The following is a 24267-nucleotide window of genomic DNA, read 5'->3' as shown; positions in this document are numbered from 1 at the left end:
TTTATACATAAAATCTGGAATAGGTGAATTTCTTTATGAAAATCCATTGACAATTCTTTAGAATTTACTATAATAGAATATGTACCTTACATCGCGACTTGTTAGCTCAGTGGGAGAGCACTTCCTTGACAGGGAAGGGGTCGTGGGTTCGAATCCCTCACAGGTCATACATAGAAAAAAGGATGCATCTTATAAGATGCATCCTTTTTTGACGTTAAAAGATTGAATTGAAAAAGGACTCTGCTGAATTCGGGTAAGAGTCCTTGTCAAAATCATATTAGTAATGAGGATTGTATTTAGTTCAGTTCTAACTCTTCTTCAAAATAAAATGTGCCTGGATGTTCCTTTACGATATAAGAATATCGCTTCATGTTCTTAACGTATTGCCATTTTAATATTGTGACTGTTTCTCCTGTTTCCTTGATCGTAACCATAGAACCATTACTGAACCGATTTTTTGTGGATTTCATTGGGCACTCCCTTTCATATTTAATCATTATACCACAGTTTACCCTCCATTTTAGAGTCCCATGAGTGATAAACTTGATAAAAGGATCACGTTCCACCTAAAGGACCAGAAGGAAGAAGAAAGGAAACGCATTCATGTTAAAAAGTGGAATGCACCTCGTGCCGAATACGGATATAAGATCGAGGAGTCAAATTATGTCAGAGGTCTGACTTTAAAAACTTCCGCCTCAGGAACTTGCTTATTTGTTTCATTACTGTTATTCTATAGAAGAATTATTTTTGTCCGGTATACGAGGGAAGAACAAGATTTGGTTTTCACCTGATATCGCAAGAATAGTAATATATTGTGTGTAACGCACTTTAGGAGGCAACAAACATGGAAAATGGTAAAGTAAAATGGTTTAACGCAGAAAAAGGTTTCGGATTCATCGAAGTAGAAGGTGGAGACGACGTATTCGTACACTTCTCAGCGATTCAAGGTGAAGGTTTCAAATCTCTTGACGAAGGTCAAGAAGTATCTTTCGACGTTGAACAAGGTGCTCGTGGACCACAAGCAGCTAACGTACGTAAAGCATAATCTAACTTTACACATCCAAAAACAGACTCATTCGTGAGTCTGTTTTTTTTGTGTATTCATGCCTGTTTGGTATATCGGCGCCTGCTCTTCTGGTGAATAGACGGAATTTTTAAAACTTTATATCTTTTTCCTGCATCCAACGCTAAAATAAAACTATAAGCAGGCAGATTGGAGGGAATGTGAGTGGAGATGAAAGATTCTGTTGCCGTCATCACGGGGGGAGCATCCGGACTGGGAGAAGCCACGGCACGAAAAATCATGGAAGAAGGGGGAAAGGTTTATATCCTTGACCTCAATGGGGAGAGAAGCTCAACGTTAAAAAAAGAGTATGGGGACTCCATGTTTTATCATGAAACAGATGTAACAAATGAAAAAAGTGTAAAAGAGGCCCTTGATAGAGCCATGGAAGATTTCGGGGGATTCAATACAGTTGTGAATTGTGCAGGTATCGCACCTCCTGGAAAAGTGGTGGGGAGAAAAGGTATCCATTCCCTTGAGAAATTTTCCAAAGTAATTGAAGTGAATTTGATCGGTACGTTCAATGTCATACGGTTGACTGCAGAAAAGATGATGCAAAACATACCGAATGAGCATGGGGAAAAAGGTGTGATCGTGAATACTGCGTCTGTTGCCGCATTTGACGGTCAAATCGGTCAGGCTGCGTATAGTGCATCAAAAGGAGGAGTTGTAGGAATGACCCTGCCGATTGCAAGGGAACTTGCAAGGGACGGCATCAGGGTCATGACGATTGCACCGGGATTATTCCATACCCCTATGTTTGACACCCTTCCAGAAGAGGCAAGACAATCCCTTGGGAGCACGGTTCCTTTCCCTAAACGTCTTGGTTATCCATCTGAATATGCTCAGTTGGTGAGAAGCATACTTGAAAACCCGATGTTGAATGGAGAGACGATCCGCTTGGACGGAGCCATCAGGATGCAGCCTAAATAACCAGTTAGTGAATGCATGTTCATTCATTTATATATGAAAGCGCTATCCTTTATACACCAATTCGAAATGAGGGAGAGACGTATGAAACATCCTTATTTAACCGAAGAACACAGCATATTTCGTCTGGCTCTGAGGAAATTTCTACAAAAGGAAGCTTATCCTTATTATGAGGAGTGGGAGAATAACCGGATGGTTCCCAGATCATTTTGGGAGAAGATGGGGAACCAGGGGTTTCTTTGCCCGGACATTGAAGAGGAATATGGGGGAAGCGGAGTTGATTGGGGCTTTTCTGTCATCATTAATGAAGAATTGGAAAGAGTGGGTTCCGGTTTGATTGGAATAGGGCTTCATAATGATATCGTGGTTCCCTACATCTCGGAATATGGGACAGATGAACAGAAAAAGAAGTGGCTTCCTTTATGTGCGAGGGGAAAGATGATTACAGCCATTGCCATGACAGAGCCTGGTACGGGTTCAGATTTAGCGGCCATCAAAACGACAGCGCTTTCAGAGGGAGATCATTATATTGTTAATGGACAAAAGACTTTTATTACAAATGGTATTCATGGTGATTTAGTGATTGTCGCTGTTAAAACGGATCCCCATAGTAAACCGCCTCATAAAGGTGTCAGCCTGTTGGCGATTGAAAGGAATACTCCGGGGTTTTCCAGGGGGAGAAAGCTGGATAAAATCGGATTGCACTGTCAGGATACAGCCGAACTCATTTTTGAAGATTGTAAGGTACCGAAAGAAAACCTGATCGGGGAGGAAGGCAGTGGCTTTCACTATTTGATGAATAAGCTGCAGCAGGAACGTCTTATTGTGGCGATTGCAGCCCAAACGGCTTCGGAAGAAATGTTTTCCCTTACGATGGAATACGTGAAGAGCCGTCAAGCCTTTGGAAGGTCCGTCAGTCAATTTCAGAATACCCAATTCAAGCTGGCAGAAATGGCCACTGATATTGAAATGGGCAGAGCTTTTTTGGATGGGTTGATAGCCGAGCATATGCATGGAAAGGACGTAGTGACAAAGGTATCCATGGCCAAGTATAAGCTGACAGAAATGGCCCGTCACATTGCCACAGAATGCATGCAGCTTCACGGTGGATATGGCTATATGGAAGAATATCCGATCGCCAGGCGATATCGGGATATACCGGTTGCAAGCATTTATGCCGGCACAAACGAAATCATGAAAGTGATCATTGCGAAGAATCTGGGGTTATAGAAAGGGAGAGTGGGATGAGAGAAGTTGTCGTTGTTGAAGGGATCCGTTCTGCGGTTGGAAGAAGAAAGGGATCGTTGATGGGGATGAGACCTGACGATTTGGCAGGAGAGATACTTAAAGGATTGGTAGAGAAGTCGGGTGTTGATCCGGGTTGTATCGACGATGTCATTCTTGGATGTGTCACTCAGTCTGGAGAACAGGCTGGAGATATTGCCAGGGTCGCTGCGCTAATAGCGGGGTTTCCGATTGAAGTGCCCGGCACCACCATTGACCGTCAATGTGGATCGAGTCAGCAGGCCGTGCATTTTGCATCACAAGCCATCCTCTCCGGGGATATGGATGTCGTCATTGCAGGTGGGGTGGAGAACATGACCAGAACGCCGATCGGATCTAATTATCAAGGTGCAGATTTTAGTGAAAAGTTAAGGGGAAAACATGAAATCATTCATCAGGGGTTATCAGCAGAGCGAATCGCTGATAAATATGGTTTTACCCGTGAAGAATTAGACCGGTTCTCCTATGATAGTCATCAGAAAGCTTTAAAGTCCCAGGAAGAAGGACGTTTCGATCGTGAAATTTATGGTGTGAAAGTACAAGGGGAAGACGGAAATCCGTTCTTCTTCACGAAAGATGAAGGACCAAGAAAAGAAACATCACTCGAAATCCTTGGGAAATTAAAACCTGCATTCAAAGAAGATGGCGTCATTCATGCGGGGAATGCCAGTCAAATCAGTGATGGTGCCGCAGCCCTGCTTCTTATGTCCAGGGAAAAAGCCGATGAATTGGGCCTGAAAGCACGTTTTAAAATTCACACCCGTGTTGTGGTGGGATCTGATCCCACCCTGATGTTAACGGGACCCATCCCTGCGACCAGGAAAGCCCTGCAAAAAGCGGGGCTGTCTGTCGAAGATATTGACATATTTGAAGTGAACGAAGCATTTGCCCCCGTGGCACTTGCATGGTTGAAGGAGATCGATGCGGATCCTTCCAGGCTAAATCCGAATGGAGGGGCAATCGCCCTCGGCCATCCATTAGGGGCCAGTGGAGCCAGAATCATGGTGAGCATGATGCATGAGCTTGAACGCACGGGAGGAAGATACGGTCTGCAAACCATGTGTGAAGGACACGGCATGGCCAATGCCACAATCATTGAAAGACTTGATGTATAATAATGAGAGGGACGGACCTTTAAGGTCCGTCCCTCTTATGTTGAAAGAATGGATAATTTTATTATGAATAGCAATAATAAAATGAGCGATCATAGTAGGTTTTCTACAGATAGATGTGTGATGAGGCGGGGTTTGTGGTAAACAGTGTATGCCTTTCATTCTTGTTGTGGGGAATTTATAATGAGAAGCAGAGAAAAAAATTTCATCTAATCTTATATAAGAAAAAAATTTTTCATGAAAAATCCACCACGGAAATTTATTTCGTATTATAATAATAACGGTGAAGTGATCTATTTATTCGTACTAGAAAGGAATGAACGTAATGACAAAACAACAAATAGGAGTCGTCGGCGTCGGAGTGATGGGAAAGAGCCTCGCCTTAAACTTTGAAAGCAGAGGATATTCAGTTTCTATATATGATGTGTCGGATGAAAAGGTAAAAGAAGTACTCGACGAGCATCAAGGAAAGTATTTGGTTGGAACACATGATGTAAGTGAATTTGTTCAATCGTTGGAAGTACCGCGTAAAATTCTCATCATGGTACCTGCCGGGAATATTACGGACAAAGCGATTGATTCATTGCTACCTCATCTGGATAAAGGGGATATCCTCATCGACGGTGGGAACGCATACTTTGAAGATACCATCCGCCGCAACAAGGCGCTGGAGGAGAAGGGAATCAACTTCATCGGTGCAGGAGTATCCGGTGGAGAAGAGGGTGCCTTATACGGACCTGCGATTATGCCAAGTGGCCAGAAAGAAGCGTACGATCTAGTCGAACCTTTCCTCACTGCCATCGCTGCCAAGGTAAAAGGGGATGCATGCAGTACATATATCGGTCCGGACGGATCCGGCCATTACGTGAAAATGGTTCATAACGGAATAGAATACAGTGATATGCAACTCATTTGTGAAGCGTATTATCTCATGAAGAATGTGCTTGGGTTAAGTGCAAAGGAACTTCATGAAATATTTAAAGAGTGGAACGCCGGGGAGCTTGACAGCTATCTGATTGAAATTACAGCCGATATCTTCACTAAGGTGGATGAAGAAACAGGCAAGCCCCTTGTAGATGTCATTTTAGATACTGCCGGTCAAAAAGGGACAGGAAAATGGACAAGCATCAGTTCCCTTGAATTGGGAGTACCGTTATCCATCATCACTGAATCTGTTTTTGCCCGTTTCATTTCAGCCATGAAGGAAGAACGTGTGAAGGCGAGCAAAATCCTGAGAGGACCTAAAAATAAAGAGTTTACAGGTAATAAACAGGAGTTTATCGAAATGATCCGCAAGGCGTTGTACTTGAGCAAGATCTGTTCTTATGCACAGGGATTTGCACAGCTTCAATCGGCGTCGGATGAGTATGGTTGGGATCTTAAACCAGGTGAAATTTCCATGATCTTCAGAGGTGGATGCATCATTCGTGCCGGCTTCCTGGGAGAAATCAAGAATGCCTATGATCGTGATCCCGGCTTAACAAATCTGCTCCTGGATCCATATTTTAAAGAGATTGTTGAAAATTATCAGGATGAAGCAAGGGAAGTAGTGGCAACAGCCATCAAACTGGGTATTCCTGTACCGGGTCTCGCCAGTGCATTAGCTTACTATGACAGCTATCGTTCTGCATCATTGCCGGCGAATCTGCTGCAGGCACAACGGGACTATTTCGGAGCCCATACGTATCAGCGTATAGACAAAGAAGGTACTTTCCATACAGATTGGTTAGCTGAATAATATAGAACCGCCCTGTGGATCATCCACAGGGCGGTTTATTTATTCGTCTTTAGTATCGTGTTTTTTCTTTTCGTCACGCTGGTCTTTTTTTAGTTCGTCGATAGGGATGGGATCGACATTTTGTTCACTTTCATGCTGATCAAGGATACTTTCCTGATCCTGCTCGGCATTTTCCGGATTTTGATTTGTTCTTTTCGTCATGATGCTCATCCTCCTTAAATGATAGGTTCTTATACCATACCCCCGGGACAGGGAGAAAAACCTCCTGTGGAAGATAGAAAAAAAAAGAAAGCCGCCATAAAAAGGCGGCTTTCTGACTTGTGTTAGATTTTCACATCAATTTTAGCATTTTTCTTTAAATCTTCAACATGTTGAACAAGCTTTTCTTGTTTCTTCTGCTGTTCAAGCTGAGTCTTGATCTGTGGTTTTACATCTTCAAACTTTGGTGCATCCTTTGCTTGATCCTGCCCCTGTTGACTTGCATATTGATCATAAAACTTCTTCATTTCATCTTCTGTCACTTCGTCGACTTTGATTTCTTTTTCTACGTAGTTGGTGTACTTAATATTTTCAGCAATCTGAGTTTTCAACTCATCCATGGTAAATCCGGCTTTTTTCATGGCATCTTCGAATTGCTTTTCATCTTTGTATTGCTTTTTCACTTCGTCGAGCTGCTTATTGATTTCATCATCCGTCGCTTTATAGCCTTTTTCCTCGGCCTGTTGCATAAGAAGCGTTTGACCGACTATGCTGTCAATGGTTTGATCTTTGATTTTTTTGGCAGCATCTTTACTTGTCGGATCCTGTCCCATTTGTTGATACTGCATCTGTGATTGAGTCAACACATTGTTGAAATCTTCACCTTTGATTTTTTCGTCGTTTACGATGGCGACGACCTTATCTTTTTCAACCTTTTGTTCATCCATTTTCTTTTGCATTTCTTCCATCTTTTTCGCTTGCTCTTCTTGAGCCTTTTTGTCAGAAGCCTCTGTTTTTGGTTTATCGTCAGCTTTTTGGCTCTCCTCATTCGAACCGCAAGCGGCTAGTCCAATTGTTAATAATCCTACTAGTAAAGTCGTTAATAGTTTCTTCATAATAGACTCCTTTCAGAACTAAGGTGTGATTTCAAAAAAAATCACTTAATGGGCATTGTAAATGAAAAACCTGCAAAAAGAAAGTATTTAGGTCAAAATATATTGATTGTAATCTGGATGAAACACAGATGAAAAAGCTGATTCTCCTTCCGTACATTGATATGTAGGGAATACAAATCCTACTAAAGTGATAAAGCAGGAGGAATATTGCATACGTTCAAAAAAAGAGGTTGTTTAAATCGAGACTTTCTCCATTTAAACAACCTATCAAAAATATTGGGGACCAAAGAATACTGTCAAACAACCTTCTATTTGGATTATAGAGATGGACTCCATTTCCCTCAACCCACATATATGTTAACGTAGATGGACTACTGTCCGTTTGGAAGCACTATTCCATCATCTTCTTCCCTTTTCAGGGAAAATAATAATTATAAGCATATTTCAAGATCTATTTTTGCAAAAATAAAAGTGAATAGATTACTTGTAAATCTATTTTGAATCATATATGATAGTTAAAGACACAACATTTGGTGTCTGTTTTTATTTTTATGACTATATATTGATTATAACCTGTGAATAAGGTGTCTGATTAGACTTAAAAGGGAATCCGGTGAGAATCCGGAGCTGTCCCCGCAACTGTATGTGCTGACGAAATAAGGAACTGCCACTGTCGTATCGATGGGAAGGCCTTAGAGTAGGGTGAAGCGCTAGTCAGGAGACCTGCCTTATTTAACACGTGTTATCTTCTTCGGGAATTGGGAGGATAAAGCGAGGATTATAATAGGCTTTTAGGTCTATTTATATCTCCGTATTGTTTAAAGCCCGTCCTTCTTGAAGGATGGGCTTTTTTTGACTCCTTCCCACATTAAGAATCGGGAGGAATGAACATGACATTCTCAATGGTAAGACAAAAAGAAGTGGAAGGGATTCTCCACAGCCTCAGCAGACAGTTTCCCAACCTGGATTTTACAGAATTCGATAAGAAAATCACCATGTATGCAAATCAGCAGGAGGAAGGGACCAGTGAACAGCTTCATCATTTCATGATCCTGACAGCGATCGAACGTATCACCGCACTCGAACCGGATTGGACCTATGTGGCAGCATCCTTGTACATCAAAGATTTATATGAGGGCATATCATTTTCAAGGGGGAAATCAAAAGAGAATCTATCCGGCTCATTTTATCAAGTGGTCAAAGATTTAACTGTAGCTCACCTTTATTCCCCGTCACTACTGGATTCATATAGCAAGGAAGAAGTGGATTACTTAGGTTCCATACTGGACTTCAGCAGGGATCAACTCTTTACTTACATAGGGATCGTTACGCTGGCCGAGAGGTATTTGACAAAGTCCCATAATGGAAAAGTGCTGGAGCTTCCTCAAGAGAGATTTATGGTCATCAGTATGACGTTATGCATGAATGAGGAAAAGGAAAAAAGAATTCCCTTGATTGAAGAAGCGTATTGGGCACTGTCCAATCTGTATATGACCGTGGCAACCCCTACTTTTGCAAATGCAGGAAAAAGCCATGGCCAGTTATCCAGCTGTTTCATTGATACGGTTGAAGATGACTTAAGGAGCATTTATGACAGTAATACGGACGTTTCCACTCTTAGCAAGAATGGAGGGGGCCTTGGAATTTATTTAGGAAAGGTCCGTAGCAGGGGGAGTGATATTAAGGGATTTAAAGGAGTGAGCTCCGGGGTCATACCGTGGATGAAGCAACTGAATAATACGGCGGTTTCCGTCGATCAACTGGGTCAGCGTCAAGGTGCGATCGCCGTATATTTGGATGTATGGCATAAAGACATCTTCCCCTTTCTGGATACCCGGTTGAACAATGGGGACGAAAGGCAGAGGACCCATGATCTTTTCACGGGCGTCTCCTTACCCGATCTATTTATGGAACAGGTGGAAAAGAGGGAAGACTGGTATTTATTCGACCCTCATGAAGTGAAAGGAGTCATGGGCTTTTCCCTGGAAGACTTCTATGACGAAACATCCGGTGCTGGTAGTTTTCGTGAGAAGTATTGGGAATGTGTCGCTCACCCCACCCTTTCACGGGAAGTGGTGCCTGCCATTGAAATCTTTAAGCGCATCATGATATCTCAGCTCGAAACGGGGACTCCGTATATGTTTTACCGGGATAGCGTAAACCGCATGAATGCCAATCCCCATAAAGGGATGATCTATTGCAGTAACCTATGTACCGAAATCGCTCAGAATATGAGTGCGACTGTGATGGAAGAAGAGGTGATACAAGATGGGAAGATCGTCACATATAAGTCACCGGGAGATTATGTCGTATGCAATCTCGCGTCCATTTCTTTAGCCAAGACCATCCTGGATGATGAGCTTGAGAGAGTGGTGGCGATAGGCGTAAGACTGCTGGATAATGTGATTGACTTAAACGACCTTCCCGTCCTGCAGGCCCAGATCACCAATCAGCGGTACAGGGGAATCGGATTAGGGACATTCGGATGGCATCATCTCCTTGCCCTGAAGGGATTGAAGTGGGAAAGCAGTCAGGCGGTCGACTATTGTGATTACCTTTATGAAGAGATTGCTTATTATACGATAAAAGCAAGCCATGAACTGGCAAAGGAAAAAGGAAGCTATCCTTATTTCGACGACTCGGACTGGGCGACGGGAGATTATTTTCTGAAGCGGGACTATTCAAGTGAAAGATGGATTGAATTAAAGGATGGGATTAAAGACAAAGGGATCCGTAATGGATATTTAATGGCGGTAGCCCCCAATTCCTCAACCTCGATCATTGCGGGGTCCTCTGCGAGTATCGATCCGATATTCAGGCTCCAGTATTCAGAAGAAAAAAAAGATTACAAGATTCCAGTGACCGCTCCCGATCTGTCTCCGGAAACAACCTGGTATTACAAGACCGCTTATCAAGTGGATCAACATTGGAGTGTGGAACAGAACGCAAGGAGGCAGAGGCATATCGATCAGGGGATTTCATTTAATCTGTATGTGCGTAATGACATCAAGGCTAAAGATTTACTGGATCTTCACCTGGACGCATGGAAGTCCGGATTGAAAACCACTTATTATGTAAGGTCTACGTCCGTATCCAATTTCGAAGAATGCGAAAGCTGTCATAGCTAGGGGAGGAAGAAGGAAAATGGAAGAATTGAAACAGCGGGTCCTGATTGATTCACTGGCCCCAAATAAATCAACGGGTATCGTAAACGGGAAAAGTTCCAATATATTAAACTGGGATGACGTGCGGTTTCCCTGGGCTTACCCGAAATATAAAAGGATGCTGGGGAATTTCTGGACTCCATTTGAAATCAATATGGCTAAAGATATTAAGCAGTTCCCTACTTTGTCGAAGAATGAGCAGGAATCCTTTTTAAAAATCATAGGTCTCCTGGCGCTGCTTGACAGCGTTCAAACCGACTATGCGGGAAAAGTGGCAGATTACCTGACGGATTCGAGCCTAAACGCCCTGATGATCATCCTGGCACAGCAAGAAGTCGTGCATAACCATTCCTATAGCTATGTGTTATCCAGCATCGTATCGAAAAGAGAGCAAAATGAAGTGTTTGACTTTTGGAAGAACGATCCCATTCTATTGAAAAGGAATGAATTTATCACAAATGGCTATAAAGGATTTGTTGAATCACCGACTGTTCAGAATCTATTAAAGTCAATCATTTATGATGTCATCCTGGAAGGATTGTTCTTTTATTCAGGTTTTGCTTTTTTCTATCATTTAGCAAGAAACCAAAAGATGGTCGCAACGAGCACGATGATCAATTATATCAATCGTGATGAACAGCTTCATGTCGGGTTGTTTGAAAAAATATTTAAAGAAGTTTTGAATGAAAATCCTTCTTATCAGACGGAAGAGCTGCGTATGTTCGGGAAGGAAACATTCAAACAGGCAGCGCACCTCGAAATGGAATGGGGAAGAGAGATCATTGGATCCCATGTGGAAGGGCTTCTGATGAGTGATGTAGAGGATTATATTAAATTCATGGCCAATAAAAGAGCGAAGCAATTAGGTTTTGACGAACCATTCGAGGGCTACAAAACGAATCCGCTTAAATGGATCATAGCGTATCAGGAAGTCGATAGGGGAAAGACCGATTTCTTTGAACAAAAATCAAGGCAGTATACTAAAACATCGGATGCCAATGGATTTGATGAGCTGTAAAGGAATCATAATAAAAAGCGAGTCGGCATGACTCGCTTTTTGTTATCTCTTTTCAATAAAAGGACCATAATCCCTTCTCTTATGTTGAACGGCCACCCATTTCACCGTCGTGAATTCTTCGAGTGCCCATTCCCCGTTGAAGCGTCCGAGTCCTGAATCTTTTTCTCCGCCGAATGGCATATGGGGCTCGTCATTCACCGGTTCGTCATTGATATGAATCATCCCGGTTTCCACTTGATGAGCCACATTCGTCGCTCTTTCGATGGATGAAGAATGGACTGCTCCGCTTAAGCCATAAGGATGTTCGTTAGCTAGCCCTACAACTTCTTCTTCGGAATCGAATGGTATGATGGCTGCCACTGGTCCGAAAATTTCATTCTTTGCAATCGGCATGGAATTTGTCACATGGGTCAGAACGGTCGGATATAATAAGTTCTTTTCTGCATTTCCTCCAAGTGCCACTTCAGCGCCCATTTCCTTGCTGCTTTCAATATCTTTCAATATCCGGTCTACTTGATTTTGATCGATCAATGGGCCGATCTGTGTCTTTTTGTCAGAAGGATCTCCAACCTGTAATTCTTTCACTCTGGAAACGAAGGCATCCACAAACTTATCATACATTCCTTGTTGAACCATGATCCGATTGATGCTCATGCAAATCTGCCCCTGGTGATAGAATTTACCGAAAAGGGCTGATTCAACAGCCTGATCAAGGTCAGCATCATCAAGTACGATAAAGACATTATTGCCACCGAGCTCCAAAGCCGTTTTCTTAAGATTTTTCCCTGCAAGCTCCCCGATGCGGCGTCCCACTTCCGTAGATCCTGTAAAGGAAATCAAGCGGGGGATGGGGTGGGTCACGATGTCATCCCCGATTTCAGACCCTTTTCCTACCACTACATTAAGAAGTCCTTTCGGAAGTCCGGCCTCTTCAAATATACTTGCAAATAATAACCCGCCAGTCACAGGAGTATGGGTAGCTGGCTTAACCACAACCCCGTTTCCGGTAGCCAAAGCAGTCGCGATGGAGCGGACAGCCAGATGGAAGGGGAAATTCCATGGGCTGATGATGCCTACTACTCCGAGTGGGGCCCTGTATACCCTGTTTTCCTTACCGGGAACTTGGGAAGGGAGGATTTTCCCCTCCATCCTATACGGATACGTTGCAGCTTCCTTCATGCTGTTAATGGAGACGGTCACTTCACCTGCAGCTTTCATATACGTACTCCCTGACTCCTTGATGAGCCATTCAATGATTAAATCCTTATTTTCTTCAACAACAGAGACCGCCTTTTCCATAATGCTCCTCTTTGTTTGAGGAAGCTCATTTGCCCAGGATTTCTGTGCTTCCTGTGCTGATTGATATGCTTTATCGAGATCTTCTTTACTGGCAGCTTGAATGGATCCAATTTCAGTATGGTCAAAAGGATTCTGATTCGGTATTGTATTTTCACTGCCTCCATCAATCCATTCACCATTGATGAAAAGTTTGTCAAATTGTGTATTCATAAAAATCATTTCCTCCTTGTTGTTTACATATCCTGCTGGGTAGGGCGTACAATGATTTCATTCACATCTACATGATCAGGCTGCTCCACGGCATAAGAAATCGCTTTGGCGATATTTTCACTGTCAAGTGGCTTCATATCCCGATCCTTGAAAGCGGCTAAGATATCTTCGTCTGTAATGGTCTCAGTCAGTTCTGTGGCAACTGCCCCGGGACAGATGATCGTCGTACGAATGTTGTATGATGCATTCATTTCCTGTCTCAAGCCTTCTGTGATTGCCCTGACGGCGTATTTGGTTCCACTGTAGACTGAACTGCCCGGCATCACTTTATGCCCGGCTACGGATGAGATGTTAATGATATGTCCTGACTTCTGATCTTCCATATAAGGAAGAACAGCGGATATCCCATAGAGTACCCCTTTAATATTGACGTCAACCATCTGATCCCATTCTTTTATCTTTCGTTTATTAATCAGTGAGAGGGGCATGAGGCCTGCATTATTGACCAATACATCAATCCGGCCGGCTTCTTCTACCGTTTTCTTCGCAAGTTGTTCCATTTCTTCGACGTTCGTCACGTCTGTTACGTGATAATATGCCGTTCCGCCCATTTGCTCTATTTCATTTTTCAATTCCTTCAATCGTTCTTCCCGTCTCGCTGCAAGCATCACCGTGATATCCTTTGACGCCAATTCCTTTGCCGTTGCCTGACCGATCCCACTGCTCGCTCCAGTAATGATCGCTACCTTCTTTGAACTCATACTCATTCGTCCTCCTTAATAGTTGTTTAGCTTTATTACCTCCTTATTGTTTACACATTAAGTTCAGCAAATAAACAATACAGAGAGAGTCGAGTGTGTTTTTCCATATTAAAGAAAATAAATGTTTAGTAATTCCTTTCCTGGGAATATACATAGTAGATTAGTGAGAGGAGAGGTTGGCTGCATGGCAAATCATTCTACAGAAGAAAAGATGGAGTCGAAGGTAGAAAATACAATGGATCGTATGTCCCAGGACAAAAAAGAGGACATTCTTTCAAACTTTGATCATTTCAAAGAATACTTAGGGAACAAGGTTTCCTTAGCAGATAAGCTGGGGATGAATGAAGAGCAGCAGGCAAAGGCAGCTCAGAAGGTAGGGGACTATCTGGCAGCTCATGAAGAACCGAAAAACAGGGAAGAGAAGCTGTTGTATGAATTATGGAAAGCGGGAAATAAAGAAGAGCAGCATATGCTTTCTCACATGCTCGTGAAACTTGTTCACGCGGAATCGTGAGCAAACAAAGAAGGGCATCCGAACGGATGCCCTTCTTTTGCTACATATGTATTTCTGGATCTACCTTCACCGATACATTCCCCTTAAGGGCACGTGTGATCATGCATGACTGTTCAGCTTTCAGCATTAATTTCTTTGAAAGTGCGATGTCTTTCTCACTGGCAGCAGAACCGAGTGACAGGATTGGCCGATGAATGATTTCTTTATACGTGATGACCCCTTTTTCTACTTCTACAATTCCTTCAGAAGTCATCGTTAAGTCTTTTTTCTCTATATGGCTTCTTTCCAGCATAGCAGCAAGCGTGATGATATAGCATGTAGCTGCAGCTCCAAGGAGCATTTCATCAGGATTTGTCCCGATCCCGGGACCGTCCATTTCAGGCGGGATCGAAATTTTCGTATGAAAATGTTCAGAGCTCAAGGTGCCTGTATCATTCCTGAGACCCGGCCATTCAGTCGAGATGTGAAACGAGTGTTTTGCCATACATAGAATCCTCCCAGAAAACATGTTAAGAATATTGTATACACTTTGTGAATGGGTGGCAAAGAAAAAAGACTCTACAGAGTAGAGTCTTTCGGTAAGCATAAATTATGCTTTAGTAACGTTAGCTGCTTGGTCTCCACGGTTTCCTTGAACGATTTCAAAAGAAACTTTTTGACCTTCTTCTAAAGTTTTGAATCCTTCGCCTTGAATAGCTGAGAAGTGTACGAACACGTCGTCTCCACCTTCGCGCTCGATGAATCCGAAACCTTTTTCTGCGTTAAACCATTTAACTGTACCTTCTAACATAATGTTACCTCCTCGTGTGTTCTCCACACAATGTATTACTATTCTTGCTCATGTAACTTCAAGGCGAAAAGCTTTAAAAACTTTGTCCATCCTTCCATTCCGAACAAAAATAATTCTATTACATATTATCAGGTAATTTTATATCTGGCAACCCTGAGGATGACCATAAATAAAAATAGGCTAAAAGAATGTGTGAATAATGCATGTATTCTAAAAACATTTAAAAGAGTAGTTGTAAAAGCTGAATCAAAGGTTCGTGCGCACGTTCCAAAGCTCAGGGAAAAAGCGGTGGTCAAGCACCTTTTTTAAATACCCGACACCGCTGGAGCCACCAGTACCCATTTTGTGACCGATGATTCTTTCGACTGTTTTCATATGGCGGAACCGCCATTGCTGGAGCCAATCTTCAATGTCGATTAATTTTTCAGCCAACTCATAGAGGTCCCAATATTGATCAGGATTTTTATAGACGGTTGTCCAGGCTTCGAGTACCGACTGGTCTTCACTGTAGGGTTTTGTATAATCACGATTCTTTACATCTTCATGAATAGGCAACCCTGCACCAGCCAAAGCAAGGATGGAAACATCATAAAGGGAAGGGGCCTCATAGGCATCGGTAAGCTGGGCTAATAACTCAGGATCTTTTTTGTAAATTTCAAGAACATGCCTGGTTTTATACCCCAGGGCGAATTCAATCATCCTGTATTGATATGATTGAAACCCGGAGGCTTGACCAAGGCTGTCCCGGAATTGGACATACTCTGATGGAGTGAGGGTCGATAACACATCCCATGCATGGATGATCTGGGATTGTATCTTTGAAACCCTGGCAAGCATTTTAAATGCAGGGGACAGTTCGCCTTTTTGAATGGAGGCAATGCTCGCCCTGGTTTCATGCAGGATCAATTTCATCCATAGTTCACTGACTTGATGGATGATGATGAACAGCATTTCATCGTGGTGACCGGACAAACGCTTTTGACTATCCAATAATGTGTCCAGACCCAAATATTCACCATACGTCATTCTATTGATAAAATCCGTATATACTTCTTCATTCCCCATGGAATCGTTCTTGTTAACCATAAAGATTCTCCCTTTCTTCTGTGTGGATTCAGAGATGCAACTGATCCCCTTTTATATATATTTCTTGAAGGGAACACGTAAATCCTCCCTCGGTTTTATGCTCGGTATTTTTTTGAATCATTCATTTAATATGGAATGGTCATTGGAGGATGCACCATATGGTCGGTGAATTCAGTAAAACGGTTCAAAGAGGATTGAATCGTATCTTAAAGGGGAAAATAATAGTATCTTTTCCTGCTTAGGAGTTAAAACCATGATTATCATACATCATTTTAAGACGGTGACTGTTCGATTTTTCAAGGAACGCTTCTTCGATCATTCAGCGCAGCTGGCCTATTACTTATTGTTATCCATTTTTCCATTTTTGATTTTCGTGTTTTCATTAATCAGTTATCTGCCCATATCGGAGACCAACGTGCTGCTATTGATCAAACCTTTTGCCCCTGATAAATCATACGCCATCATCCAGGATAATATTGAACGCATCCTATATGACCAGAGGGGGGACGTCTTGTCGGTTTCCATTTTCTTCACTTTCTGGCTTTCTTCGATGGCGGTCCAATCGATGGTACGTTCGCTGAATCAGGCATATAGGATCGAAAGGAAGAAACCTTTTCTCATCGCATTGTTGTATGATCTCTTATTGACGGTCGGCTTCATGGTCCTTATTTCGTTTTCCCTCATCGTACCGGTTGTCGAGGAGTATGTCCGTCATGCACGATTTACAGAGGGCAAAATTAACGGCGACTGGAGTCAGGCCTGGGTGATCGGCAAATGGGGATTGAGCTCTGTCTTTATGTTCATCCTCTTTGTCTTTCTGTATATGGTCGTTCCAAGTAAAAGGATATCGCTTCTTCACGTCATCCCTGGCGCACTGGTTGCGACATTCGGGTGGCAGGGAGTTTCGTGGCTTTATGGAACTTACGTGAAGTTGAATGATTATTCCCAGTTTTACGGTCAGCTGGGGAGCGTCATTACGCTCGTGGTCTGGTTTTATATATCCTCAACCATCCTTTTGATCGGGGGCTTGTTGAACGGTAGTGTAGCAGAGAAAACATTGAAATAGAAATCGCCCGGCACTAAAGCCGAGCGATTTCTTGTTATTTTATATGATTTTCTTCCCTCATCATGATCACGAGCTTCTTGGAAATGGTCAGCAATACAAATCCCAATATGATGGCGGCAGCGCCAATGACGGCGAATATTTCTAAATACCCCAGGGTCGCAGTGAGGGAAGCAAGTTGACCTGCGAGTAGGCTTGCCACCCCGATGGCAGCCATCCAAACCCCCATCAGGAGGGAGGCGATCTTCACGGGGGCTACTTTACTGACGAGAGACAAACCGACAGGGGACAGAAATAACTCCCCCAGTGTGTGAAGCAAATACGTAAAGACGATGAACAGAAGATTGGCTTTTACTGTGATGTTTTGTTCATCGGACCCGGTTTGCATGACTGCAGGTATGAGGACCATGAATCCCAGGCCGAGTAGGATCATTCCGATTCCCATTTTTGTAGTCATATTTATATCGCCCCTTTTCGATCGGGAAAGTCGTAACCAGACACTTGAGAGGATCGGTGCAAGGATGACGATGAATAATGGATTGACTGATTGGAACCAAGCAACGGGAATGGTATAACCAAACACGTCACGATCGATGAAATTTTTCGTGTAGAGAGTAAATGAACTCCCGGCCTGTTCAAACCCTGCCCAGAAAAATACGACAAAGCATGCAAGGATGAGAATGGCAGTAGTACGCTGCTTTTCCTTCTTGGTCAAAGGCACATCCCTGTCTTCATTGGCTTCTTCCGCTAATAGTTTATTTGGCTTTAATCCTACTTCCCCAAGATATTTATTGTTTAACGTACTAAAGATGATCTGCCCGGTGATCATTCCGATGGAGGAGGCAAGGAATGCCCATTTGAATCCATAATGCATCGTTCCGTCCGCCATGGTGGTAAGGAACAGGTCCTCTGCAAGGAAACCTGCAATGAGGGGGGCGAATAATGCTCCCAGGTTGATTCCCATATAGAAAATGGTAAAGGCGGCATCTTTTCGTTTATCGTTCCGTGGGTAAAGCTCCCCTACGAGTGTGGATATATTCGGTTTAAAAAAACCGTTCCCAAGAACGAGAAGGGCAAGTCCTGCATATAAGCCGATTTGGGAGTGAGTGAGGAAAATGGTGAAATCTCCACATGCCATGGTGATTCCTCCGATGGTGATCGCCTTTCTCAGCCCGATGTATCGATCCGTCAGCCATCCTCCTACTATTGGGGTAAAGTAGACACTGCCGGTATAAATACCATAAATGGACAACGCTTTTGCGGGATCGACCCCCAAGCCTCCGCTTACAAAGGCTGTCGTTAAGTATAGAACGAGAAGGGCCCTCATTCCATAGTAACTATACCGTTCCCATAGTTCTGTGAAGAATAACAGGTAAAGACCTTTGGGATGCTTTTTACCTTGAGGTAAACGGTCTAATGTTGATGAGTTCACGTTATCACTCCTGTTTTTGAAAATAAGTAGGTCTGACAGGAAAGGGTGGCGAGTTAACTTTTTTCCAAATCCTTTCATAGTATTCCCGTTCTTTTCATAGGCATGTACAAAAAGGGGCGGTGGGAAAATTGTTTAATGGGTGTTTGTATTGCGGTCATTCCAGCTTGACGGAAAACGAATTATTTATGAATGAAGGGTATGGGGAATCAAGATGGAACGTTACTGGACAGAGAGTGGAAGGGGATATGGTCATGTATAGCTGTGATCAATGTGGTTTCCTTCACCCATTCATAAAGAAAAAACGAAAGAAGTTCGAAAGGGATGGCATGAAGAAATCCAGGGGCATTCGGTGGAATATTCGGTAAACAGCATTTGTAGTCCTGTTGCAGATGACGGTATAATATGGGAAGGGAGGGAAACAGATGAATACATATCCAGATACGAAGAAAACCATTCAATTGATAAAGGAACTTGTGGAAATTCCAAGTCCTTCAGGAAACACGGATACGATCATGAATTTTGTGGAGGAATATTTCACGGATTTACAGGTGGAAATGAAAAGGAATCGAAAGGGTGCACTCATCATCACCCTGCCTGGTGAAGATACATCGAGGCATCGCATGCTGACGGCACATGTTGATGCATTAGGTGCCATGGTCAAGGAAATCAAGAGTGATGGACGCTTACGGTTATCCATGATTGGTGGATTCAGATGGAATGCAGTGGAAGGGGAGTACTGCAGGATTGAAACAGCTACAGGCAAAACCTACAGTGGGACGATCCTCATGCATCAAACCTCTGTCCATGTTTACAAAAATGCAGGTGAAGCGAAACGGGACGAAACGAATATAGAAGTCCGGATCGACGAAAAAGTACGGAATGCTGCAGATGTAAGAGAGTTGGGAATAGAAGTGGGGGATTTCGTTTCATTCGATCCCCGTGCTGAAATCACGGAAAGCGGATTCATAAAATCCCGTCACCTGGATGATAAAGCGAGTGTAGGGATGCTTATGCAGTTAATCCGCCACATTCAATCCGAAGGAATCACGCTTCCATATACGACCCATTTTCTGATTTCAAATAATGAAGAAATCGGTTATGGCGGAAATTCGAATATTCCTGACGAAACGATTGAATATCTGGCAGTCGATATGGGTGCGATCGGCGACGGTCAATCGACAGATGAGTTTACCGTTTCGATTTGTGCGAAAGATTCAAGCGGACCTTATCACTATGGACTTCGCAAGCATTTAGTCTCATTGGCAGAGGAGAATGGGATCGAATATAAAGTGGATATTTATCCGTACTATGGATCGGATGCTTCCGCTGCCATACGGGCAGGTTTTGATATTGTCCATGGTTTGATAGGGGCAGGGATCGATGCGTCTCATGCCTATGAACGCACCCATGAAACCTCTATTCTTCACACGGAAAATTTGCTTTGGCATTATGTTCAATCCAAGATGGTCATTGAATAAACAAGTAGTCTTCCATCACCTTATATTATTGGGTGATGGAAGACTTTTTTTGTTTCACGCAAATTTAAACGGGGTATGGTGACAATTGTGTGATAAAAATTTGTTTTGATTTTAGGAGGTATTTCTCTTATCAAAGCTAAGATGATAAGATAAAATAAAAACACAATTAACTTAAAATGAGGTAAAAGAATGATTACATATAATCTGTTAGAGAGCATTAAATTAAAAACGGTATACGGTGAACTTCCTTCTGAGATAACTGACATTCACGTCGATTCAAGAAAAGTGACAGAAGGCACCATGTTTGTATGTACGAGAGGGTACACAGTGGATGGGCATGATTTCGCTGCAATGGCCGTTGAAAAAGGTGCGACCTTAATCGTCGCTGAAAAGCAGCTTGATATTGATTTAAGTAAGGCGGCATTAGTTGTAGTTAAAGATACTTTCAAAGCCCTGGCTCAATTATCGAATAAATATTATGATTATCCTTCTCAGAAACTCACTGTTTTCGGTGTGACGGGCACAAACGGAAAGACCACAGTCAGTAATCTGATCCATTCCATCCTAAAAAGGGCTGGTCAGAGTTCTGCGTTATCCGGAACGATTGGGTTTAATCTGAATGGGGAATTGCTTCCCAGTGAAAATACGACATGCGATAATTTAACGAATCAGCAGATGATGCAAAGTGCATTGGACCGGAAGATTGAAAACTTCACCCTGGAGGTATCCTCTCACGGACTGGCACTCGGTAGATTGTGGGGAATCGACTTTGATGTTGTTGCATTTACAAACTTAAGTCACGATCACTTGGATTATCATGGGACGATGGAGCATTACGGATATGCAAAAGGTCTCTTATTCTCCCAGCTGGGGCAGGACCTTCAAGATCCAAAGTATGTCATCCTGAATGCGGATGATGAATGGTATCACCGTTACAGCTACATGACTCCACATGAAGTCATCAGTTACGGACTCGACGCTCATGCAGACTTCAAGGCAGTGAATATTGAATATTTCAATGATATGACGAAGTTCACCTTGAATTCACCCGAAGGAAGCTTTGAGGTCGAGATGAAGCTCCTTGGGAAATTCAATGTCTATAATGTACTGACTGCCATGGCATGCCTCTATGCAAGGGGGATGGAAATCTCAAGACTCGTGGAAATCATCCGTGATCTGCCTCCGGTGAATGGGCGAATGGAGAAGGTTGACATGAAGGCACCGCTTTCTGTGTACATCGATTACGCCCATACACCTGATGCCATTGAAAATGCCATTCAGTCTGTCCTTCCGTTCAAGGAGAATAAAATCATCTTCCTGGTCGGTACAGGTGGAAACCGTGATAAGACAAAACGTCCGACAATGGCAGAAAAAGCATCACTCGCAGACTACGTCATCCTGACGACGGATGACCCAAGGTATGAAGAATACGACAGTATCTTGAACGATCTGGAAAAAGGCATGCAGCATGACAAATACGCTCTCATCGGAGATCGGGCTGAAGCCGTCAAACATGCCATCGAAGTAAGTGAACCGGGAGATATCATCATCTTCGCAGGAAAAGGTCATGAAGACTATCAAATCATCGAGAATACCAAATATCCCCACAGCGATAAAGAGATTGCTGCGGAAGAAAGTAAACTGAAGTATGGTATAACGGAATAATCACTATAGATGAACAGACCAATACGACAAATGTTGGTCTGTTTTTTTATGGATGAGGATAGACGGAATTCACAATCTTTGGTAAATTTAATATACACATTAAAAGATGAGAGAATGAAGCGTATGAAGTTTTCGTTATACTTAAATGACTATGAAACAGAAAAATTGTTTTCCACTTTGAGATGGCTGTTTGTCCTGATCGCCACGCTCATCTTCTACATACCTCCATTTTCTGAAAATATTACAACGAACAAAACGGTCTTCCCTTATTTGTTGGTATCAGGAATCATTTATATGCTGGTGACTCAAATTGCTTTGATACGGGCGAGGGAGGACAAGCGAAGTCTTCAATTCATCCTGAAGGCGGGGATCGTCTTTGACTTTCTGGCACTGATTTGGCTGATGGTCTTATCACAGGGAATACATAGTCCCCTTTATCCCATATCCATTCTTTTCGTGATGCACGCGACGATTTACTGGAGGACGAAGGGTGCACTCGTCTCCCTGTCTGTATTCAGTGCAGCCTATGCTGTGATGGGCTTTATGACGGTGGACATCTTTCAATTTCAGCACTATTTCACTTTGACGTCCAACTTGTTCTTTCTCTGGATCATCGGTTTATTCGGGGCATTGATCATGTTAAGAGAGCGGGCTCACTATGTCCAAAAAGAAGCCTACCATCACCTTGCCCATAAGGACTATTTATCAGGGTTGTTTAATCATCGTTCGTTTCAGGAAAGATTCAGAGGCAGATTGGAAGGGAAGGAATCCTTTTTGCTATTATTGGGAGATATAGATGATTTTAAAAAGGTGAATGATGAGTACGGTCATTTGACAGGGGATGAGGTCATTCGGAAGACAGGGGAAGTCTTTCGTTTTCATGCCGAAGCATATAATGGGCAGGCTTTCAGGTATGGTGGAGAGGAGTTTGTCTTTATCTTACCCCATATGGAGGAGCGTAACATTCAACGGTTTCTTAAGGAATTATACGGACAGTTGGAAGATTTGGATCCAATCGCCATTTCCATGAGCTTCGGTCAGTCTCAATCAACGGAAACCCTGGAACCTGAAAGGCTGATCGCACTTGCCGACGAACGATTGTATCAGGCCAAGAATGCCGGCAAAAAAAGAACCTGCCTGGCAAATGGTGCACTGTTCATGCCGGGTCACCCTGCACCCCATAAAGAAAAAGAAGCCATCCGCTAATGGATGGCTTCTTTGATGAAACGGTGAATTAAATGAACATCCCGGCAATAGCAGCACTCAATAGTGAAGCAAGTGCACCTGCAGCGACTGCTCTTAATCCTAAACGGGCAATATCTCCCCTGCGGTTTGGTGCGAGATTCCCGAGTCCTCCAAGTAATATCCCCAGGGAAGAAAGATTCGCAAATCCGCATAATGCGAATGAAATGATTGCTACTGTTTTATCGGAAAGGTTTCCGATTTCCGGAGCGAAAGCTGAATACGCAACAAATTCATTAATGACAAGCTTCTGCCCAATGAAGTTTCCTGCTGTAACCGCTTCATGCCATGGTACACCGATTGCAAAGGCAAGAGGAGCAAATACATAACCAAGAATAAGCTGAAGAGAAAGGCTGTCGAACCCGAACCATCCGCCTACTAATCCAAGTAATCCATTGATCAGCGCGACAAGAGCGATGAAGGCAAGTAGCATCGCACCGATGTTTAAAGCCAGTTGCAGACCTACGCTTGCCCCGTTGGCGGCAGCATCAATCACATTGGCCGATTCCGAATCCGCTTCCATTTCAAACGCTTCAGGTTCCGGAGAATCGTCTGTTTCAGGCACAAATAACTTGGCCATGACAAGTCCTGCAGGTGCAGCCATGAAGCTTGCAGCAAGTAAGTATTCCAGTGGAACTCCTAATAGTGAATATCCTACAAGGACAGATCCGGCTACGGATGCCAATCCACCCGTCATGACGGCGAAGAGTTCTGATTCAGTCATTTTCGCCAAGAAAGGTCTTACGACTAATGGTGCTTCTGTTTGTCCGACAAAAATATTTGCTGCGGCAGACAATGATTCCGCTTTCCTTGTTCCCAACAGTTTAGACAAACCGCCGCCTAAAATCTTGATGAAAAATTGCATGATTTTAAGATAATAAAGAACTGAAATTAAAGCTGAGAAGAAAATAACGACAGGAAGTACATTGAATGCAAAGATGAACGCAATGTTTGATTCCTCAGTGTAAAGTCCTCCAAACAGGAACGTGATCCCCTCGTTGGAATAATTGATGATGGCATTCACCACTTCGGTCAACCATTTAAGAGCCTCCTGCCCCCAAGATGTTTTTAATACGATAAAAGCGAAAAATAACTGTATGGCAAGTCCTCCAAGGACTGTTCTGACATTAACCCGCTTTTTGTTCTTAGAAAATGCAAAAGCAATTCCCATAACGACAATGATACCCATGATACCCCATAAATATTGCACTTCTTTCACCTCTTCGATAAGTATGATTGGAACTTGATGCTTTCGGGTTTTTATTTTACAATTCTTTCAGACGTCTGACAACCTACAATTGCAAGATTTGTCGAAAGTTGTACG

Annotated in this window: 22 protein-coding genes, 1 tRNA gene and 1 riboswitch; of the genes, 13 read left to right on the top strand and 10 right to left on the bottom strand. The window is 43.0% G+C overall.

Going from position 1 to position 24267, the window contains the following annotated elements:
* The first annotated feature begins 95 nt into the window (after positions 1-95).
* Positions 96-167, top strand: a tRNA-Val gene (locus N5C46_RS06345).
* 129 nt (positions 168-296) lie between these two features.
* Here the strand turns inward: N5C46_RS06345 and N5C46_RS06340 are convergent.
* Positions 297-470, bottom strand: a complete 174-nt coding sequence (locus N5C46_RS06340) for a hypothetical protein (protein ID WP_179126173.1) — start codon at positions 468-470, stop codon at positions 297-299.
* A 374-nt stretch (positions 471-844) separates the two neighbouring features.
* On the opposite strand from N5C46_RS06340, the gene N5C46_RS06335 reads away from it, so the two are divergent.
* The 5 genes from N5C46_RS06335 to gndA all read left to right on the top strand — a co-directional run bounded on the left by N5C46_RS06335 (position 845) and on the right by gndA (position 6127).
* The gene (locus N5C46_RS06335) at positions 845-1045 is read left to right on the top strand and encodes a cold-shock protein (protein ID WP_034763533.1); all 201 of its coding nucleotides are present in this window, start codon (positions 845-847) and stop codon (positions 1043-1045) included.
* Between the two features lie 183 nt (positions 1046-1228).
* Entirely contained in the window at positions 1229-1996 is a 768-nt protein-coding gene (locus N5C46_RS06330; protein ID WP_261751355.1) for a 3-hydroxyacyl-CoA dehydrogenase, read from the top strand.
* Between the two features lie 81 nt (positions 1997-2077).
* Positions 2078-3223 (top strand): acyl-CoA dehydrogenase family protein, encoded by a 1146-nt coding sequence (locus tag N5C46_RS06325; protein ID WP_261751354.1) that lies wholly within the window; start codon positions 2078-2080, stop codon positions 3221-3223.
* A 14-nt stretch (positions 3224-3237) separates the two neighbouring features.
* The gene (locus N5C46_RS06320; RefSeq protein WP_261751353.1) at positions 3238-4392 is read left to right on the top strand and encodes a thiolase family protein; all 1155 of its coding nucleotides are present in this window, start codon (positions 3238-3240) and stop codon (positions 4390-4392) included.
* A 322-nt stretch (positions 4393-4714) separates the two neighbouring features.
* A complete protein-coding gene (gene gndA / locus N5C46_RS06315; RefSeq protein WP_261751352.1) occupies positions 4715-6127 on the top strand; it encodes an NADP-dependent phosphogluconate dehydrogenase in 1413 nt (470 codons plus the stop codon).
* A gap of 39 nt (positions 6128-6166) precedes the next feature.
* Here gndA and N5C46_RS06310 read toward each other — a convergent pair whose 3' ends face one another.
* Together N5C46_RS06310 and N5C46_RS06305 are read right to left on the bottom strand one after the other, a co-directional pair.
* Complete coding sequence (locus N5C46_RS06310) at positions 6167-6328, bottom strand: hypothetical protein (protein WP_167562134.1); 162 nt, start codon at positions 6326-6328, stop codon at positions 6167-6169.
* A gap of 122 nt (positions 6329-6450) precedes the next feature.
* Entirely contained in the window at positions 6451-7221 is a 771-nt protein-coding gene (locus tag N5C46_RS06305) for a SurA N-terminal domain-containing protein (protein ID WP_261751351.1), read from the bottom strand.
* Between the two features lie 565 nt (positions 7222-7786).
* A riboswitch (cobalamin riboswitch) is annotated at positions 7787-7967 on the top strand.
* 144 nt (positions 7968-8111) lie between these two features.
* Between N5C46_RS06305 and N5C46_RS06300 the strand changes: the two genes are divergently transcribed.
* Complete coding sequence (locus N5C46_RS06300) at positions 8112-10349, top strand: ribonucleoside-diphosphate reductase subunit alpha (RefSeq protein ID WP_261751349.1); 2238 nt, start codon at positions 8112-8114, stop codon at positions 10347-10349.
* Positions 10350-10365: 16 nt separating this feature from the next.
* The gene (locus N5C46_RS06295; protein ID WP_261751348.1) at positions 10366-11403 is read left to right on the top strand and encodes a ribonucleotide-diphosphate reductase subunit beta; all 1038 of its coding nucleotides are present in this window, start codon (positions 10366-10368) and stop codon (positions 11401-11403) included.
* A gap of 42 nt (positions 11404-11445) precedes the next feature.
* On the opposite strand, the gene N5C46_RS06290 is transcribed toward N5C46_RS06295, so the two are convergent.
* A complete protein-coding gene (locus tag N5C46_RS06290; protein WP_272501227.1) occupies positions 11446-12912 on the bottom strand; it encodes an aldehyde dehydrogenase family protein in 1467 nt (488 codons plus the stop codon).
* A gap of 23 nt (positions 12913-12935) precedes the next feature.
* On the bottom strand, positions 12936-13679 hold the full coding sequence (locus tag N5C46_RS06285; RefSeq protein ID WP_406687383.1) for an SDR family oxidoreductase: 744 nt from the start codon (positions 13677-13679) through the stop codon (positions 12936-12938).
* Between the two features lie 178 nt (positions 13680-13857).
* Here N5C46_RS06285 and N5C46_RS06280 point away from each other — a divergent pair, with 178 nt between their 5' ends.
* Entirely contained in the window at positions 13858-14187 is a 330-nt protein-coding gene (locus N5C46_RS06280) for a DUF3243 domain-containing protein (RefSeq protein WP_261751346.1), read from the top strand.
* Between the two features lie 40 nt (positions 14188-14227).
* On the opposite strand, the gene N5C46_RS06275 is transcribed toward N5C46_RS06280, so the two are convergent.
* The 3 genes from N5C46_RS06275 to kynA all read right to left on the bottom strand — a co-directional run bounded on the left by N5C46_RS06275 (position 14228) and on the right by kynA (position 16063).
* Positions 14228-14671 carry an SACOL1771 family peroxiredoxin gene (locus N5C46_RS06275; protein WP_034763564.1) on the bottom strand — a complete coding sequence of 148 codons (444 nt, stop codon included), beginning with the start codon at positions 14669-14671 and terminating at the stop codon, positions 14228-14230.
* A 105-nt stretch (positions 14672-14776) separates the two neighbouring features.
* On the bottom strand, positions 14777-14977 hold the full coding sequence (locus N5C46_RS06270; RefSeq protein WP_034763568.1) for a cold-shock protein: 201 nt from the start codon (positions 14975-14977) through the stop codon (positions 14777-14779).
* Between the two features lie 246 nt (positions 14978-15223).
* Positions 15224-16063 (bottom strand): tryptophan 2,3-dioxygenase, encoded by an 840-nt coding sequence (kynA, locus tag N5C46_RS06265; protein ID WP_261751345.1) that lies wholly within the window; start codon positions 16061-16063, stop codon positions 15224-15226.
* A 253-nt stretch (positions 16064-16316) separates the two neighbouring features.
* On the opposite strand from kynA, the gene N5C46_RS06260 reads away from it, so the two are divergent.
* The gene (locus N5C46_RS06260) at positions 16317-17129 is read left to right on the top strand and encodes a YihY/virulence factor BrkB family protein (protein ID WP_261751344.1); all 813 of its coding nucleotides are present in this window, start codon (positions 16317-16319) and stop codon (positions 17127-17129) included.
* A 34-nt stretch (positions 17130-17163) separates the two neighbouring features.
* On the opposite strand, the gene N5C46_RS06255 is transcribed toward N5C46_RS06260, so the two are convergent.
* On the bottom strand, positions 17164-18558 hold the full coding sequence (locus N5C46_RS06255) for a peptide MFS transporter (protein ID WP_261751343.1): 1395 nt from the start codon (positions 18556-18558) through the stop codon (positions 17164-17166).
* A 422-nt stretch (positions 18559-18980) separates the two neighbouring features.
* On the opposite strand from N5C46_RS06255, the gene N5C46_RS06250 reads away from it, so the two are divergent.
* The 3 genes from N5C46_RS06250 to N5C46_RS06240 all read left to right on the top strand — a co-directional run bounded on the left by N5C46_RS06250 (position 18981) and on the right by N5C46_RS06240 (position 22907).
* Positions 18981-20036, top strand: coding sequence for a M42 family metallopeptidase (locus tag N5C46_RS06250; RefSeq protein WP_261751342.1), 1056 nt, complete (start codon positions 18981-18983; stop codon positions 20034-20036).
* A gap of 189 nt (positions 20037-20225) precedes the next feature.
* Positions 20226-21701 (top strand): UDP-N-acetylmuramoyl-L-alanyl-D-glutamate--2,6-diaminopimelate ligase, encoded by a 1476-nt coding sequence (locus N5C46_RS06245; RefSeq protein ID WP_261751341.1) that lies wholly within the window; start codon positions 20226-20228, stop codon positions 21699-21701.
* A gap of 123 nt (positions 21702-21824) precedes the next feature.
* Positions 21825-22907 carry a GGDEF domain-containing protein gene (locus N5C46_RS06240; protein ID WP_261751340.1) on the top strand — a complete coding sequence of 361 codons (1083 nt, stop codon included), beginning with the start codon at positions 21825-21827 and terminating at the stop codon, positions 22905-22907.
* A 28-nt stretch (positions 22908-22935) separates the two neighbouring features.
* Here N5C46_RS06240 and N5C46_RS06235 read toward each other — a convergent pair whose 3' ends face one another.
* Positions 22936-24153: a NupC/NupG family nucleoside CNT transporter gene (locus N5C46_RS06235; protein WP_261751339.1), complete on the bottom strand. Its 1218-nt coding sequence runs from the start codon at positions 24151-24153 to the stop codon at positions 22936-22938.
* Between the last annotated feature and the right edge of the window lie 114 nt (positions 24154-24267).

The sequence above is a fragment of the Rossellomorea vietnamensis genome (assembly GCF_025398035.1).
In the GTDB taxonomy this organism is placed as follows: domain Bacteria; phylum Bacillota; class Bacilli; order Bacillales; family Bacillaceae_B; genus Rossellomorea; species Rossellomorea vietnamensis_B.
The sequence above is the reverse complement of the archived record's forward strand: the minus strand, read 5'-3'. Positions and strand labels throughout refer to the sequence as shown.

Excerpts from the sequence above, each read along its gene's own strand:
- N5C46_RS06270 (WP_034763568.1), bottom strand. The coding sequence starts at position 14,977 with ATGTTAGAAGGTACAGTTAAATGGTTTAACGCAGAAAAAGGTTTCGGA.
- N5C46_RS06300 (WP_261751349.1), top strand. The coding sequence starts at position 8,112 with ATGACATTCTCAATGGTAAGACAAAAAGAAGTGGAAGGGATTCTCCAC.
- N5C46_RS06240 (WP_261751340.1), top strand. The coding sequence starts at position 21,825 with ATGAAGTTTTCGTTATACTTAAATGACTATGAAACAGAAAAATTGTTT.
- kynA (WP_261751345.1), bottom strand. The coding sequence starts at position 16,063 with ATGGTTAACAAGAACGATTCCATGGGGAATGAAGAAGTATATACGGAT.
- N5C46_RS06260 (WP_261751344.1), top strand. The coding sequence starts at position 16,317 with ATGATTATCATACATCATTTTAAGACGGTGACTGTTCGATTTTTCAAG.
- N5C46_RS06335 (WP_034763533.1), top strand. The coding sequence starts at position 845 with ATGGAAAATGGTAAAGTAAAATGGTTTAACGCAGAAAAAGGTTTCGGA.
- N5C46_RS06305 (WP_261751351.1), bottom strand. The coding sequence starts at position 7,221 with ATGAAGAAACTATTAACGACTTTACTAGTAGGATTATTAACAATTGGA.
- N5C46_RS06290 (WP_272501227.1), bottom strand. The coding sequence starts at position 12,912 with ATGAATACACAATTTGACAAACTTTTCATCAATGGTGAATGGATTGAT.
- N5C46_RS06245 (WP_261751341.1), top strand. The coding sequence starts at position 20,226 with ATGATTACATATAATCTGTTAGAGAGCATTAAATTAAAAACGGTATAC.
- gndA (WP_261751352.1), top strand. The coding sequence starts at position 4,715 with ATGACAAAACAACAAATAGGAGTCGTCGGCGTCGGAGTGATGGGAAAG.
- N5C46_RS06320 (WP_261751353.1), top strand. The coding sequence starts at position 3,238 with ATGAGAGAAGTTGTCGTTGTTGAAGGGATCCGTTCTGCGGTTGGAAGA.
- N5C46_RS06250 (WP_261751342.1), top strand. The coding sequence starts at position 18,981 with ATGAATACATATCCAGATACGAAGAAAACCATTCAATTGATAAAGGAA.
- N5C46_RS06310 (WP_167562134.1), bottom strand. The coding sequence starts at position 6,328 with ATGACGAAAAGAACAAATCAAAATCCGGAAAATGCCGAGCAGGATCAG.
- N5C46_RS06295 (WP_261751348.1), top strand. The coding sequence starts at position 10,366 with ATGGAAGAATTGAAACAGCGGGTCCTGATTGATTCACTGGCCCCAAAT.
- N5C46_RS06340 (WP_179126173.1), bottom strand. The coding sequence starts at position 470 with ATGAAATCCACAAAAAATCGGTTCAGTAATGGTTCTATGGTTACGATC.
- N5C46_RS06325 (WP_261751354.1), top strand. The coding sequence starts at position 2,078 with ATGAAACATCCTTATTTAACCGAAGAACACAGCATATTTCGTCTGGCT.
- N5C46_RS06280 (WP_261751346.1), top strand. The coding sequence starts at position 13,858 with ATGGCAAATCATTCTACAGAAGAAAAGATGGAGTCGAAGGTAGAAAAT.
- N5C46_RS06275 (WP_034763564.1), bottom strand. The coding sequence starts at position 14,671 with ATGGCAAAACACTCGTTTCACATCTCGACTGAATGGCCGGGTCTCAGG.
- N5C46_RS06285 (WP_406687383.1), bottom strand. The coding sequence starts at position 13,679 with ATGAGTATGAGTTCAAAGAAGGTAGCGATCATTACTGGAGCGAGCAGT.